Origin of the sequence: Leifsonia sp. YAF41, from assembly GCF_052113185.1 — a bacterium.
Taxonomy (GTDB): domain Bacteria; phylum Actinomycetota; class Actinomycetes; order Actinomycetales; family Microbacteriaceae; genus Cryobacterium.
In genome coordinates this window covers 26,475-40,500 of record NZ_JBFRCS010000003.1, presented here as the reverse complement: position 1 = coordinate 40,500, position 14,026 = coordinate 26,475, and the positions used below count along the sequence as shown (strand labels likewise).

General features: G+C 64.5%; 12 protein-coding genes and 1 tRNA gene. 6 read left to right on the top strand and 7 right to left on the bottom strand.

Annotation, left to right across the window (positions count from 1 at the left end):
• Positions 1 to 6 precede the first annotated feature (6 nt).
• Genes AB4Y63_RS03650 through AB4Y63_RS03635 form a run of 4 tightly spaced genes read right to left on the bottom strand, consistent with a single transcriptional unit; the run spans position 7 to position 3,336 of the window.
• Positions 7 to 498, bottom strand: a complete 492-nt coding sequence (locus tag AB4Y63_RS03650; RefSeq protein ID WP_441789686.1) for an acyl-CoA thioesterase — start codon at positions 496 to 498, stop codon at positions 7 to 9.
• A 9-nt stretch (positions 499 to 507) separates the two neighbouring features.
• Positions 508 to 2,190 carry an energy-dependent translational throttle protein EttA gene (gene ettA, locus AB4Y63_RS03645; protein ID WP_441789685.1) on the bottom strand — a complete coding sequence of 561 codons (1,683 nt, stop codon included), beginning with the start codon at positions 2,188 to 2,190 and terminating at the stop codon, positions 508 to 510.
• A gap of 5 nt (positions 2,191 to 2,195) precedes the next feature.
• Entirely contained in the window at positions 2,196 to 2,699 is a 504-nt protein-coding gene (locus tag AB4Y63_RS03640; protein ID WP_441789684.1) for a DUF6993 domain-containing protein, read from the bottom strand.
• Between the two features lie 43 nt (positions 2,700 to 2,742).
• Positions 2,743 to 3,336 carry a single-stranded DNA-binding protein gene (locus AB4Y63_RS03635; protein WP_441789683.1) on the bottom strand — a complete coding sequence of 198 codons (594 nt, stop codon included), beginning with the start codon at positions 3,334 to 3,336 and terminating at the stop codon, positions 2,743 to 2,745.
• A 230-nt stretch (positions 3,337 to 3,566) separates the two neighbouring features.
• Here AB4Y63_RS03635 and AB4Y63_RS03630 point away from each other — a divergent pair, with 230 nt between their 5' ends.
• The 4 genes from AB4Y63_RS03630 to AB4Y63_RS03615 all read left to right on the top strand — a co-directional run bounded on the left by AB4Y63_RS03630 (position 3,567) and on the right by AB4Y63_RS03615 (position 6,622).
• Positions 3,567 to 4,574, top strand: a complete 1,008-nt coding sequence (locus tag AB4Y63_RS03630) for an aldo/keto reductase (protein WP_441789682.1) — start codon at positions 3,567 to 3,569, stop codon at positions 4,572 to 4,574.
• Between the two features lie 3 nt (positions 4,575 to 4,577).
• Positions 4,578 to 5,528, top strand: a complete 951-nt coding sequence (locus AB4Y63_RS03625; protein ID WP_441789681.1) for a DMT family transporter — start codon at positions 4,578 to 4,580, stop codon at positions 5,526 to 5,528.
• A 78-nt stretch (positions 5,529 to 5,606) separates the two neighbouring features.
• Positions 5,607 to 5,834, top strand: a complete 228-nt coding sequence (locus AB4Y63_RS03620) for a hypothetical protein (protein WP_441789680.1) — start codon at positions 5,607 to 5,609, stop codon at positions 5,832 to 5,834.
• Positions 5,835 to 5,914: 80 nt separating this feature from the next.
• On the top strand, positions 5,915 to 6,622 hold the full coding sequence (locus AB4Y63_RS03615; RefSeq protein WP_441789679.1) for a hypothetical protein: 708 nt from the start codon (positions 5,915 to 5,917) through the stop codon (positions 6,620 to 6,622).
• A gap of 35 nt (positions 6,623 to 6,657) precedes the next feature.
• Here AB4Y63_RS03615 and nadE read toward each other — a convergent pair whose 3' ends face one another.
• On the bottom strand, positions 6,658 to 7,479 hold the full coding sequence (gene nadE, locus AB4Y63_RS03610; protein ID WP_441789678.1) for an ammonia-dependent NAD(+) synthetase: 822 nt from the start codon (positions 7,477 to 7,479) through the stop codon (positions 6,658 to 6,660).
• A 128-nt stretch (positions 7,480 to 7,607) separates the two neighbouring features.
• Here nadE and AB4Y63_RS03605 point away from each other — a divergent pair.
• Positions 7,608 to 7,680 (top strand) — tRNA-Arg (locus AB4Y63_RS03605).
• A 632-nt stretch (positions 7,681 to 8,312) separates the two neighbouring features.
• Positions 8,313 to 10,661 carry a cellulase family glycosylhydrolase gene (locus tag AB4Y63_RS03600; RefSeq protein ID WP_441789677.1) on the top strand — a complete coding sequence of 783 codons (2,349 nt, stop codon included), beginning with the start codon at positions 8,313 to 8,315 and terminating at the stop codon, positions 10,659 to 10,661.
• 25 nt (positions 10,662 to 10,686) lie between these two features.
• Here AB4Y63_RS03600 and AB4Y63_RS03595 read toward each other — a convergent pair whose 3' ends face one another.
• Both AB4Y63_RS03595 and AB4Y63_RS03590 read right to left on the bottom strand, forming a co-directional pair.
• Positions 10,687 to 12,288, bottom strand: coding sequence for an amidohydrolase (locus AB4Y63_RS03595; RefSeq protein ID WP_441789676.1), 1,602 nt, complete (start codon positions 12,286 to 12,288; stop codon positions 10,687 to 10,689).
• An 11-nt stretch (positions 12,289 to 12,299) separates the two neighbouring features.
• Positions 12,300 to 14,015, bottom strand: coding sequence for a thiamine pyrophosphate-binding protein (locus AB4Y63_RS03590; protein WP_441789675.1), 1,716 nt, complete (start codon positions 14,013 to 14,015; stop codon positions 12,300 to 12,302).
• Between the last annotated feature and the right edge of the window lie 11 nt (positions 14,016 to 14,026).

The following is a 14,026-nucleotide window of genomic DNA, read 5'->3' as shown; positions in this document are numbered from 1 at the left end:
GGGAGTTCAGCGTGATGGACGTCGAGTAAACGCAATCGGCTCGTCGAGATACGGCGTCCAGGCTTCCCGTTCGACCTCGGTGATTCGGCGCGGACGGCTCGTCTCGGAATCGACCAGCACGATCGTGCTGCTCGCCTTGGCATAGAGCACGGCCGGCAGGTCGCCCGCTGGGCCCCAGACCTCGTAGCAAACCTCGAGGCTTGCCCCGCCGAGGGTGCCGACCCAGAGTCGGATGTCGATCGGCTGACGCAGGTACGGCACAGGCGCCAGGTACTCGATCTCCTGGCGGGCGATCAGAGTGAGCGTGGCCGCCCCGGGGCGGCCGTCGAGCACCGCAGTGCTCGCGCCGCCCGCGGAAACGGTTCCGTCGGGCTCGTCGGTTGCCCAAAATGCCTGGATGCGCGCCTCCTCGAGGAGGCGCAGCATCACAGCATTATTCACATGACCATAGGCGTCGAGGTCAGACCAACGCAGCCGAATCGGCACATGCAATTTCATCGTTGCAGACTAGTCGCGCGTCAGCTTGCGGTACGCGGAGCGGTGAGGCTTCGCTGCATCCGGGCCGAGACGTTCGATCTTGTTCTCTTCGTAGGACTCGAAGTTGCCCTCGAACCAGTACCAATTCGCCGGGTCTTCTTCGGTGCCCTCGTACGAGAGGATGTGCGTGGCGATGCGGTCGAGGAACCACCGGTCGTGAGTGATCACGACAGCGCAACCCGGGTACTCAAGAAGAGCGTTCTCGAGCGAGCCGAGGGTCTCGACGTCGAGGTCGTTAGTCGGTTCGTCGAGCAGGAGGAGGTTTCCGCCCTGCTTGAGCGTCAGCGCCAGGTTCAAACGGTTGCGCTCACCACCGGAGAGCACACCTGCCTTCTTCTGCTGGTCCGGACCCTTGAAGCCGAATGTCGACACGTAGGCACGCGAGGGGATTTCGGTCTTGCCGACCTGGATGTAGTCCTGGCCGTCGGAGACGACCTCCCACAGCGTCTTGTTCGGATCGATGCCACCGCGGCTCTGATCGACGTAGGAGATCTCGACAGTTTCGCCGACCTTGAGCTCACCGGCATCGAGCGGCTCAAGTCCGACGATGGTCTTGAACAGGGTGGTCTTACCCACACCGTTCGGGCCGATGACGCCGACAATTCCGTTGCGGGGAAGCGTGAAGCTGAGGTTGTCGATGAGCACACGGCCCTCGAACCCCTTCTGCAGCTTCTTCGCGTCGATGACCTGAGCGCCGAGGCGGGGTCCGACAGGGATCACGATCTCTTCGAAGTCGAGCTTTCTGGTGCGCTCGGCCTCGGTGACCATCTCTTCGTAACGAGCGAGACGAGCCTTCGACTTGGCTTGACGGCCCTTGGCGTTGGAGCGCACCCACGCGAGCTCTTCGGCCAGGCGCTTGGACAGCTTGGCGTCTTTCTTGCCCTGAACCTGCAGACGTTCCTGCTTCTTCTCGAGGTAGGTCGAGTAGTTGCCCTCATAGGGGTAGAGGTGGCCGCGGTCGACTTCGGCGATCCATTCCGCGACGTGGTCGAGGAAGTACCGGTCGTGGGTGACGGCGAGCACTGCGCCCGGGTACTTGGCGAGGTGCTGCTCCAGCCAGAGCACACTTTCGGCGTCCAGGTGGTTAGTGGGCTCGTCCAGGAGCAGGAGGTCGGGCTTCTGCAGCAGCAGCTTGGTCAGCGCCACGCGGCGCTTCTCGCCACCCGAGAGGTTGGCGACCGGGGAGTCGCCCGGCGGAGTGCGCAGGGCATCCATTGCCTGCTCGAGCTGGGAGTCGAGATCCCACGCGTCAGCGTGATCGATCTCTTCCTGCAACACACCCATTTCGGCCAGCAGCGAGTCGAAATCGGCGTCGGGTTCGGCCATCGCGAGTGAGATCTCGTTGAACCGGTCGACCTTGGCCTTGATCTCGCCAACGCCTTCCTGCACGTTTTCGAGAACTGTCTTGGTCTCATCGAGCTCCGGCTCCTGCATCAGGATGCCGACGGTGTAACCGGGCGAGAGCTTGGCTTCACCGTTGCTCGGGGTGTCGAGCCCGGCCATGATCTTGAGAATGGTTGATTTTCCGGCACCGTTCGGGCCGACAACGCCGATCTTGGCGCCGGGGAAGAACGACATCGTGACGTCGTCGAGAATGAGCTTGTCGCCAACCGCTTTACGCGCTCGGACCATCGAGTAAATAAATTCGGCCATAGTGTCTACCAGTCTATTTGGCGGGTGGTGCCAACGAGACACATCCCGGTGGCGAGAATTGGCGCAACCATGCTGTGATAGCCCTGCGTGGCCGGCCCAGTCTGACCGATCAGGCAATCTTCACCGATGCGCACAGAGAACTGAATCGAGTCGGCCGCAAGATCGACGGCGGTGCGATCGGGAGTGACCTGCATCAGCGCCTTGTCGAAACCACCGGCGCTCAGGGCGTTGATGAATTCGGCTCCCCCGGCCTCGGGGTTGGCCGCGAGCACCCCGAGCGCGACGTGATCGAAGAAGCGTGAATTGGCTTTCGCGCCCCCAGCAGGGTCAAAAACGGGAGCCACGGTGGGCTTGGCCGTCGGGGTCGCTGCCACCGAATGACTCGCGGTCGGCGCTGAGCCCGTCGGGAGTGCGCTGCAGCCGGACACAATCAGGAGCAGCGATGCGGCGAGCATGCCGGCCCCCGCAGCACCGAGTTGTCGCCGTTTCGAGAGCGTGTTTCTTGACACCCGAGGTCCTCCCTGACCGCGTGGCGGTCGACTCTCCCCGAGTCTACGAGACCACGGTGATCAGGCTCGACGGTTCGTCGGGCAGAAAGCCGTCGCCGGCCACAGCCTCCCGCTCAGCATCCTCGTCATCGTCCCGCTCATCATTCCGTTCATCGTCCCGCTCGCTGTCTGGCTCGTCATCCGCCAAGACTTTCGGCCATTCGACCGTGTCGGCCGGAGGGAACGTCGCGGAGGAGCCCAACGCGTCGGAGTCGTGCGGAGACGCCGGCGCGCTGCGTCCCGGCGCACTACGCAGAAAACTCGTCGTGCACCAGGTGAGATCGTGGCCAACACTCTCAGCCTCCACCTCAATGGTCGTGCCCTTGCGCACGTCAGTCTCCCACTGGCGAATTCGGATGCGGCCGCTCACAATCACGTGCTCACCCTTATGCACCGAATCCTTCACGTTGTGGGCGAGATGACGAAAGGTGGAGACGCTGTACCAGTTGGTGTCGGCGTCAACCCATGCGTTCTGTGTGCGATCGAATCGGCGCTGCCCGGAGGCGAGCCGAAACGAGGTGATGGCCAGTCCGCTGGTTGTGACCATGTGAGTCGGAGTCGTTCCTACGATTCCCGTCAATGTAATGGTGTCGCTCATTTCTTCTCCCGGCACGGACAGGCGTGGGGTGACAGGCGACGGCCCGGCACACACGACCCGAGGCGACCACTCGTGCCAGGTTTTGCCACACCCGGGTCGTGCACCTCCGAGTGTGCGATCACCGCATCCGGTAGATCGAAATGATCGGCGATCCGTGAACAACCAGGCGCCGCGCTCAGTGTGCAGAGCGGCTGCAACACGGCGGGGATGCGCTGTCCTAAAGTGTTGCCATGACCTTTGCCGCCGATGATGACCGCTATTCCACAATGAACTACCGCCGCACGGGGCGAAGCGGGCTGAAACTGCCCGCTCTGTCGCTCGGACTGTGGCATAACTTCGGGCATGAACGCCCGATCGACACCCAACGGGCGATTCTGCGCCGTGCCTTCGACCTCGGCGTGACCCACTTCGACCTCGCCAACAACTACGGACCCCCTCCCGGCGCCGCCGAGACGAACTTTGGCAAGATCTTCGCCGAGGACTTCCGTCCGTATCGCGATGAGATGATCATCTCCAGCAAGGCCGGCTACGACATGTGGCCGGGACCGTATGGCGAATGGGGATCCCGCAAGACCCTGCTCTCGTCGCTCGATGCCAGCCTCGGACGGCTCGGACTCGACTACGTCGACATCTTCTACTCGCACCGTCCGGACCCGAACACGCCGATCGAAGAGACCATGGGGGCGTTGGCGACGGCGGTGCAGCAGGGTAAGGCCCTCTACGTCGGCATTTCGAACTATTCCCCGGCCCAGACCCGCGCGGCCTATGCCGCACTGGCCGAGCACAAGGTGCCGCTGCTGATCCACCAGCCGCGCTACTCGATGTTCGACCGCCAGAGCGAAGACGGTCTGTTCAACACGATCGACGAGCTGGGCATGGGAAGCATCGTCTTCTCTCCGCTGGCGCAGGGTTTGCTCACCGACCGCTACCTCGACGGTGCCGTTCCCTCCGGTTCACGCATCGCGACGAGTCACTTCCTCGACAAGTCGGCCCTGTCGGAAAGCTACCTGGCACGGGCCAACGCGTTGAACGCGATCGCGGCATCCCGCAACCAGTCGCTCGCTCAGCTTGCGATCACCTGGATCTTGCGCCAGCCCGCCGTGACGAGCGTGCTCGTCGGCGCTTCGAGCGTTCGCCAGCTGGAGCAGAACATCGCAGCACTCGACGCCCCGGCGTTGACCGACGGTGAGATTGCCGCCATCGAGCCTCACGCCGTGCACGGCACCTCACTGGATTAGCGGTTGGGCTACGTCTTTGCGCTCGTAGCCTCTTTGCTGTTCGGCCTCAACGGAAGCACCACCAAGGTCATCGTTGAGGCCGGACTCAGTCCGGCGCAGCTCACCTTTGCCCGCGTGACGATCATCGCCGTCCTCGCGGGAGTCGCGCTGCTCCTGACCAATCGGAGCGCGTTCCGGATCAACCGACGGCAACTGCTCGCACTGGCGACTCTGGGAATCGCCGGCGTCGCGCTCATTCAATGGTTCTATGCCGTCGCGATCAGTCTTCTTCCGGTCGGCATCGCCTTGATGCTCGAGTACTCCGGTGTGCTCCTGGTTGCCCTTGCCGCGCGTTTCATCTTCAAAGAGCGGGTGAAGGCCCGTATCTGGGTGGCGATCGCTGCGGTGCTCGTCGGAATGGCCGTCGTTGCGCAGGTCTGGGCGAGCCCGCTTTCTGCGCTCGGCGTCGCGGCCGGACTTCTCGCCGCCCTCTGCCTCGCCGTCTATTTTCTGGTGGGCGAACGCCAGGTCGCATCCGCATCACCCCTCGCCGTCTCGTTCTGGTCGATGCTGTTCGCCAGCGCGTTCTGGTTGCTGTTCAGCAGCTGGTGGCTCATCGACCCGGGCGTGCTGGCCGCACCGACCGCTTTGGGCGGAAACCTCGACTCCATCACGGTGCCCCTCTGGGCCGTCGTGCTCTGGAATGGCGTCGTCGGCTCGTTCCTTCCCTATCTTCTGTCGTACCTGGCGCTTGCCCGGCTGACCGCTACGGCGGCCGGTATTGTCTCGGCGTCCGAAGTCATTTTCGCCTTCGGATTCGCGTTTCTGTGGCTCGGTGAAACTCTCGACGGCGTGCAGTTTCTGGGGGTTCTGCTGGTGCTCGCTGGCATCGTGGTGGCTCAAACAGCCCGCGCCGGCAAGACGATCGACCTTGATCTGGCCCGCCGCGATGTGACGGTGACGAAGCTGCGCTGAACCTGCCGACCCGGATGTCAGTGGCCACGCCTAGCGTGACATTCACACGACACTCGGYCGCTGACGTTCGGAGCAACCATGGTTTCATCGCCCACCCTGGCGCGCACGAGCACCATCACCCTCGTTCCCATTCGCGCGGGTCTCTGGCGAGTGACGCATCGATCAGGATCCGTTCTCGGCCACATCGAGCGGCGCAGCGACCCCCGCGGTGACAGCTTTGCCGCCCGCCGGCTCACCGCTGCGGGTCACGCTGTCGAGGTGGGAACGTTCTGGCGTCTCGATGACGCCGCAGACTGCTTTCGCTGATCCAGTTCTAAACACCAGCGGATGTGGCACGCCGCAGGGGCTCCCCCCGAATAGGTATGAGCACCGGTAAAGTGCGGCACATGTACTGGTGGAATAGTTTCTATGCCTGGTTGACCGATGTCAGCACTGAGCCCGTTTTCTTCAGCACAGTGCTGTTCGTTCTTGCGATCATTCTTGCTGGGGTTCTCTCGGCCTGGATCTCGCGAGCGACGCTCAAAAGCCTGATCGCCCAGCGCGATCGCGAGCAGAAAGTCGCAGCGATCGGCGCTCTCGTCGACGCAGCGACCGAAGCGTCAGTGTGGAACTCGCTGACTCCACAGGAGCAGGTCTTGGCTGACCGGGCCGTCGGCCAGGCAGACATCCAGGTGCGCCTTCTGCCGATCAAGGGCGCGGCGGTCGCCGCGGACTGGGCCGCGCATCAGCTCGCCGAGCTCAAGCGCACCTCGGCAACCTTCGGCTACCAGCTCGAGCCGGCGGTTCACGAGTTCCGTGACCGCCTCGTCGAGTGGCAGAACAAGCCGGGCAAGTCACGCAAGGTGTTTCAGGCGGATCTCACTCGGTGGGGCACCCAAAGTGTTACCCCGGAGAGTGCGCTGGTTGCCGAGCAAGACGCGTGGGTTGCGAAGCAGCACCACAACCAGTTCTCGGCCGATGAGTCTTCGTCGACGTCGCGACCATTCGCATCCCCTGCGACCACGTCAACCGAGGCGCTTCAGCTTCTGGACGACGTGAAGGCGCTCGATGTGCGAGCGGCCCCGTCCGAACCGCTGCCGGTCAACCCGGCCTAGCCTTCGGGCTTGGTTGTCGCGCTGAGCCTTCGGGCTCAGCGCCACCAGGTGTCGAACAGCGACGCCGGCACCTGGCGCTTGTGTTCGGTCGCCAGGAACCGAGCCTCCAGAGCTTCCGCGACAGCATCGTCGATCGGTCGGCCCTCGAGGTAGTCGTCGATGTCTTCGTAGCGAAGCCCGAGGTTCGCTTCGTCGGTCTGTCCGGGATTGTCATCGAGCAGATCAGCGGTCGGCAGCTTGAGATAGAGGCGCTCCGGAGCTCCAAGTTCGACGAGCAAGGCTCGTCCTTGACGCTTCGTGAGGCCCGACAGCGGGAGCAGGTCGGTTCCGCCGTCGCCATACTTAGTGAAGAAACCAGTGACAGCTTCGGCGGCGTGGTCGGTTCCCACCACGAGGAGACCGTTCTGGCCGGCTACCGCGTATTGGGCGATCATCCGCGACCGCGCCTTCACGTTTCCCTTCGTGAAGTCAGTCATCGGCGTTGCGACGCTGTCGGCGTACTCCGCTTCGAACCCCTCGACCGCACGCTGAATGTTGAAGCTGACCGTCGACTTCGGCCGGATGAAATCCAGAGCGAGCACGGCGTCGTCTTCGTCGTGCTGCACCGCAAAAGGAAGTCGCATCGCCACGAACGTGGTCGGCCGACCGGATGCCTCGAGTTCTTCGACGGCGAGCTGGCACAAGCGTCCGGCGAGGCTCGAATCCTGGCCTCCGCTGATGCCGAGCACAAAGCCTGACGCACCCGTGTGCACCAGGTAATCTTTCAGAAAATCGACCCGGCGGCGCACCTCGGCGGCCGGATCAATCTGGGGTGAAACGTGCAGTTCCGCGATGATTCGCGCCTGAAGATCTCGCATGGCTCACAATCTACCGGAGGTGCGACGCGCACGATCAGTATGGACGCCCGGAGTGGGCACTCTCCCCCAAGTTCGACATGCCGCAGCATTCGAACCTTCACCTGGCGGCGTAGTAGTCTCGACTGGTCGCCCCCGTAGCTCAGGGGATAGAGCAGGAGCCTTCTAATCTCTTGGTCGCAGGTTCGAATCCTGCCGGGGGCACATAAAAACAACTCATCGCGGTGCTTCTCATCTCTTGGTCGCAGGTTCGAATCCTGCCGGGGGCACACAAAAAACACCTCATCGCGGTGCTTCTCATCTCTTGGTCGCAGGTTCGAATCCTGCCGGGGGCACACAAAAAACAACTCATCGCTGTGCTTCTCATCTCTTGGTCGCAGGTTCGAATCCTGCCGGGGGCACACAAAATTCTCACTGCACAGCCGCAAGGCTCTCGCGGTGCTTCTCATCTCTTGGTCGCAGGTCCTGCCGGGGGCACATAGAAAGACAAGCCATCTCGGTGCGTCGCACCGGTGGTCGAGGAGCGTGCGAGCGCAGCGAGCCCGCGTCTCGAGACCTCCGCCGGCCAATCCCCAGACGCAACCCAGGTGCAGAGATCGGCCCGCGTGGTTTCGAGACGCGGCCTCCTCCGTCGGCTGCTCCTCAACCACCGAAATGGTCATGTGCCAAGTAGTCGCAGCCGACTTCGTCTTGCGCTTCTCAGTCAACGAGTGGGACACTTGACCCACTTGAGCGACACGGTCGGAAATCGAACGATGCTCGGGTTTGACCTGCCGCGGAAGACAGGCAAAGCTATGCGGGCAGCTTCACCCCCGCAATTGTCACGATGGAGTGTCATGAAATCGGTTCGACGTCCTGCCGTAGCGCTAACCAGCATGTTCATCCTGGTTCTGATCCAGGCGATCGCTGATCCCACGGGTCTTCTCGCCCTGGTCGGCTGGTCGGGAGCAGAGCTGCGCTTCGACCTGGGCATGTGGCCGCTCGCCCCGTACGTTGTATTCGTACCGGTACTGTTCGCCGTCACCTGGTGGGTCGCCGTTCGAGCGGGCGAACGTTTTTGGACACTGACGGCCGGCCTCGTGCTCGCCGTCTTGCTCGCGCAGGGCGCCGCCTGCTTCGTCATGACCTGGGACCTCGCCTCCGCGGGGTGGGCAGCCGGATTCGTGGCCGCGAAGGCCGTGCCCGCCGCGCTCATTGTCGCCGCCTTCACCCGCTGGCTCGGCGGACCGACGACACGCACGTTGCTCACACCCGGATCGATCTGGGCACCCGCCATCCTCCTCGCCGCGGTCACGCCATTCATCGCGGGCCTGTGGTGGACGGGTGCGGCCTATGCGCCGGGCATCCCCGTGGCCCGCCCCGACCGCGGGATCGTGTCGATGCTCATCGCCATGATTCTCATCGCCGGGGCCACAGCGTTGTGCCTGCGCTGGATGCGCTCGCGTGTTCGCGGAGTGCTCGGCGGGTGGCTGGCGGCTGTGGTGGCCGGTGGCGTGGTGGGCCTGATGCAAGGGATCATCGGGCTCACCGTCGACGGCGGCTTCACCGGCGACATCTGGCCGCTGATGGTCACCTACGTCGCCGTCGCCGACGGTCTCGCATTTGGCGCCTGCGCTGGCTGGATCGTCGGCCTGGGCGCCGTTGTCGCAGACCGACTTCTCGCCGAACGTTCGATCCGGACCCGGCAGCTCGCCACCGCTGCCGCCGTCGTCCTTGCGCTGGGCGCGGCCATTGGCATTCCGTCAACCGGAATCGCTTCGGCCGCGTCGACGGATGCCGCCGGTTCTGAAACAACGCCGCCCGCGGGCATTCTGCGCGCCGAAGGATCGATCATCACCGACGGCAACGGCAACCAGGTGCTGCTGCGCGGGGTCAACGTGAACCAGCTCGTGGACTTCTATCAGGCGCGCCTCGATGTGCCGGCGACCCGGCCATTGACTGAGCAGGATTTCGCTGACATGGCGGCCCAAGGATTCACCGTCGCGCGACTCAACCTGTCGTGGTCGGCACTCGAGCCGGAACGGGGCACTCTCGACCCGGAATACCTTGGCAAGATCACCGACGCGGTCGACTGGGCGAAGCAACACGGCATCTACACCGTGCTCGACATGCACCAGGACGGCTGGTGGAACGGGCCGTGGGAAGAGGGAACCACGTGTCGGCCAGGGACCGACCCGATGTGGGGATATGACGGAGCCCCCGAGTGGGCGACGATCACCGACGGAGCGCCGCGTTGCCAGTTCACCGGGCGCGACATCTCGCCGGCCGGCAACCGGGCATTCCAGCATTTCTACTTCGACACCGACGGCATCCAGACCGCGCTCGCCGAGACCTGGGGCAAGCTTGCCGCGCAGTTCAGCGACGAGAAGATGGTTGCCGGATTCGACCTGCTCAATGAGCCCGGTTTCGGTGAAACCGCCCCGGTCACGACATCGGTGCAACTCGGACGGTTCTACGACCAGGCGATCGCGGAGATCCGTGCAGCGGGCGCGCCGCAGATTGTGTTCGTGGAGCCGAGCATCCTCTGGTCAGGACTCGGATTCGATGCCGGCCCGACGCCCGGGTTCACCAACGATCGCAATATCGCCTTCTCGCCGCATATGTATGCCGAGTCGATCACCATGGACCGCGACCTCGGGATTCCCCCGATCGTGGGGCTGGAACGCCAGTTCACCCTCGCGCAGCGGGTCGCCGAGGAGCACGGCGCCCCGCTCTGGTCGGGCGAGTACGGCTATTGGGGTGAGGATGCGGATGTTCTCGCCCGCCTGAACCGCTACGCGGTCGCCGAGGATACGCACCGGCTGGGCAGCGCCTACTGGGTGTGGAAGCAGGCCTGCGGTGACCCGCAGAACGGCATCGGCCCGGTTGGGAATGCTCTGATGATGCAAGACTGCGCGACGGGTGGCGATGCTCCTCCCAAAACCGATCTTCTCAAGATTCTGAGCCGCGCCTATCCGCAGACCGCGCCGGGTGTTCTCACCGAGCTCGCCGCACACGAGGCCGACCTGACTCTCGCCGGAACGACGAAGGAACGGGGTTGCGGACTGACCGTGTGGATCCCCGGCGAGGCGCAGCCCGTGGTCGACACCGAGGGAATCACGAACGTTGAAACGGTCGCGGTTCCCGGCGGCTGGAACGTGACGGGCTGCGCCGACGGCGACTACACGCTGACGACGGGCGAGTAGACCCGAGCTGCCAACCCCGGTCCGGCTACCCCCAGCTGCGCACGTCGTTGCGGGTGCGGTAGTCGGGCCAGGGCAGTTCGATCGGCGGCTCGAAATCGGCCGCAAGCAGGGCCGGCATYGGGTCGGCCGCGACGCGCGCGTCGAACTCGGCACGTGCATCCGCAACGAGCTCAGGCTTCGTGAGCAGGTCGATGAAGGTGCCGGCGATCGTCTTGCCGGCCACGTCGATCGTTGGGTCGATCGTGGCGGGGATTCCACCGAGGGCGTTCATCACCCAGCCGGGGTAGGCACCGGCACCGGCGGGCGACTTCAGCGCCGGGCGTGACACGTAGAAACGCACGGTCGGCGCGTAGTGCGTCATCTCGACGTAGTCGTCGCTCGTCCAGTTGTGCTGCCACGGAGCCAGATGTTCGCGCAACGCCTCCTCGGCGTCCTGCGGCGTGATGAGCTGCTCGCACTCGTCAAGAAACGGCTTCTCCATCACCTCAATGCCGAGGTTTCGCTGAATCTCCTGCGCGACGCCGATCGCCTCCGGCCCGTAACTGGGAGCACCGACGGCCGCCAGGTTGTCGTAGAGCACGGTGGCCATGACGTGGTTCGTGCGGCCGGGCCGACTCCGCGCCACCCAGGTGACATCGACCGCGCAGTGCGCGATCTGCGCGGCATGCTCAGCGTTGCGGTCGAGAACGGCCAGAACGTGCTCAGCCATCTCAACGTTGGGGGTGCGCCAGGAGTACTGGATGCGCGCCACCCGGGCGGGAAGATTGTCGGCAGTCGCTTGGCCGTCGAGCAGGATGGCGTCGCTCAGGCTCCAGCCGCCGAAGCTCGGCAGCATGGCATCCTGCATGATGCGCGACGACGTGTACATCGACATGAGCGCCACATTGGCGCCCGGCGCGCGAGCCGCCGAGTGCGAGGCGGGAATCGGCGAGTTGGGGTTGGCCGACAGCTGCCATGATTCCGGCTCATCGCAGACAAAGGTATACACCTTGCTGTAGTAGGCCCCGCATTGGGTGTCCCAGCGCGCGGTGTTGCAGAGCGGCAGCATGTAGAAGGGGTGGAAGCTGACGATGGCATCCACGTTGTCGTAGTAACCGCGCAGTCCATGCACCACCTTCGAGCCGTGCATCTTCTCGGCCGGCTCCCCCGTGTACTTGAGGGTTCCGGCGATATCGTGCTGCTCCATCGCATGCTTGGTCGCCAACAGGCCGGCCAAGGTGGAGATCCCGAGCGCCGAGTGCGGGTCGGTGTGTCCAGGGGCAAACCGGCTCATGCCTTCGCGGCTGTCTTCGGTGACGGATGCCGACTGGTTGTTTCCGGGAACGGCGTCGTACTCGGCATAGGTCAGCAGCGTGGGTCCACCAGTGCCGTGCGTCCATTCGGCGCTGAACGCCGTCGGCATACCGGCCGACCCTGCTTCGACCGTGAAACCCTCGGCGGTGAGCCGCTCCACGTACCATTCGGCCGAGCGGAATTCACGCCAGGCCGGCTCGGCGAGTTCCCAGATGTGGGTGTGCCATTCCGAGAGTCGCGGCATATTCTCATCGACCCAGCGTGCGGCGGTTTCTTTGGCGACGACATCGAGCGTGTCGTCGAGCGTGTGGTCAAGCGTGGGGGTGTTGAGCAATGTTCTCTCCATCATGAGGTCGCAGAAAAGAGGTGAAGCGGCACGTGCACCAGGTTCAGGCCGGTCGAGGCGATCGCACGGGCGACGGTGCTACCGAGCTCGCTCGCGTCGGTGACCCGGTGCCCGGTGCCGCCGAAGGCGTCGGCCAGCGCCGCCCAGTCGGGTTGGGTGAGCACCACGCCGACCGGTTCAATGCCCCGGTCGCGCTCGTTTTGATTGATCTCCGCGTAGCCGCCATTGTCGACGCACACGACGGTGAGATCGAGCCGCTGTTCGACCGCGGTCACCAACTCTTGAACCGCGAACATCAGCGCGCCATCGCCGACGACGCAGACGACCGGACGATCGGGGCTCGCCACCTTCGCACCGATCGACGACGGCAGTCCGTAGCCGAGCGTCGCGTAGGCCGGCGTGTAAAGAAACGAGTGCGGGGCATCCTGCCGCACGACACTGGACATGCCGAAATAGGTGATCTGCGACGAGTCGCCGCCCACGATGGCGTTGGCCGGCAGCACGTCGGCGATGGCCGACGCGACTGCGAAGAGGGCGGGCGAAATCTCGCGCGCCTCGGCGAAGGCTTCGGCACGCACGCCAACCAGAGCATCGGCGCGTGCCGAGGAGTAGTTGGTCCCCGGGCTGCCCGTGTCGTCAATTCCCGCAGCGCCACCCCGACCGGCGTCGACTCGCCCGGCGCGCAACCCGTCGAGCAGCTGAGTGAGAACAGCAGCGCTGTCCCCCACGAGTCCGATGTCACTGCGCACGTTCTTCTGCACCTGTGTGGCAAGAATGTCGATGCGGATGACAACCCCGGCCGGCTGAATCACGCCGCCCCAGAGCTCCGCCTCGCCGAGCTTCGAACCAACGATGAGCACGGCATCCGAGTCATTGATGACCTTCTGCACCGCGGGCAGTCGAATTTCGGAGGCGAGCGAGAGCGGGTGGTTCTCCGAAACGGCGGCTTTGCCGTTGAGAGTGGTGACGACGGGCGCATCCAAGAGTTCTGCGAGTGCGGTCAGCTGCGCGGCCGCGCGGAGCGCCCCACCCCCGGCCACAATCACGGGCCGCGCGGCACTGTCGAGTGCAGCAATCGCCTTGTGCAGATCGGCGTATTCTGCGCCGGCTGCGGCACGAATCTCGTGCGCGGCGAGCATCGACGGCGGGCAGTCGCTCTGTCCCTCCAAAATGTTCAGCGGAACCTCGATGTGCACGGGGCGCGGACGCCCGTAGCGGAACATCGTAAATGCGTCGTGCACCGCCTGCACCGCCTCTGTTGCGCTGTACACACGCCGACTCCACTCGACGATCGCACCGGCAGCCCCGGTCGGATCTTTGGTTTCGTGCAGCGCGCCGTTGTCGGCGAACTCGCCGCCCTCCGCCACACCGGGCGAGAGGATGATCAGCGGTCGCGATTCGCAGTACGCGGTGCCGGCCGCCGACAGCGCATTCAACAGGCCGGGCCCCGACGTGGTGATCACCACACCGGGAAGCCCGGTCTGCTGCGCCCAACCGTCAGCGCCATAACCGGCGCCCTGCTCGTGCCGCGAGGTGACCGGATGAATGCCCAATGCGGTCAGCGGACGATAGAACTCGAGGTTGTGAGTTCCGGGGATGCCGAAGATCGTGTCGACGCCGTAGTTGCGCAGCACCGTCATCACGGCCAGCCCGGCGTTGTCGAGTTCGACCCCTGCGCCGAGGGCTGTTTCTGCCGATTCTTCCGAGTAGTTCACGGGATCCCTTG

Coding starts and splice junctions, on each gene's coding strand:
- AB4Y63_RS03635 (WP_441789683.1), bottom strand. CDS start 3,336: ATGAGCGACACCATTACATTGACGGGAATCGTAGGAACGACTCCGACT.
- ettA (WP_441789685.1), bottom strand. CDS start 2,190: ATGGCCGAATTTATTTACTCGATGGTCCGAGCGCGTAAAGCGGTTGGC.
- AB4Y63_RS03600 (WP_441789677.1), top strand. CDS start 8,313: ATGAAATCGGTTCGACGTCCTGCCGTAGCGCTAACCAGCATGTTCATC.
- AB4Y63_RS03650 (WP_441789686.1), bottom strand. CDS start 498: ATGAAATTGCATGTGCCGATTCGGCTGCGTTGGTCTGACCTCGACGCC.
- nadE (WP_441789678.1), bottom strand. CDS start 7,479: ATGCGAGATCTTCAGGCGCGAATCATCGCGGAACTGCACGTTTCACCC.
- AB4Y63_RS03615 (WP_441789679.1), top strand. CDS start 5,915: ATGTACTGGTGGAATAGTTTCTATGCCTGGTTGACCGATGTCAGCACT.
- AB4Y63_RS03630 (WP_441789682.1), top strand. CDS start 3,567: ATGACCTTTGCCGCCGATGATGACCGCTATTCCACAATGAACTACCGC.
- AB4Y63_RS03620 (WP_441789680.1), top strand. CDS start 5,607: ATGGTTTCATCGCCCACCCTGGCGCGCACGAGCACCATCACCCTCGTT.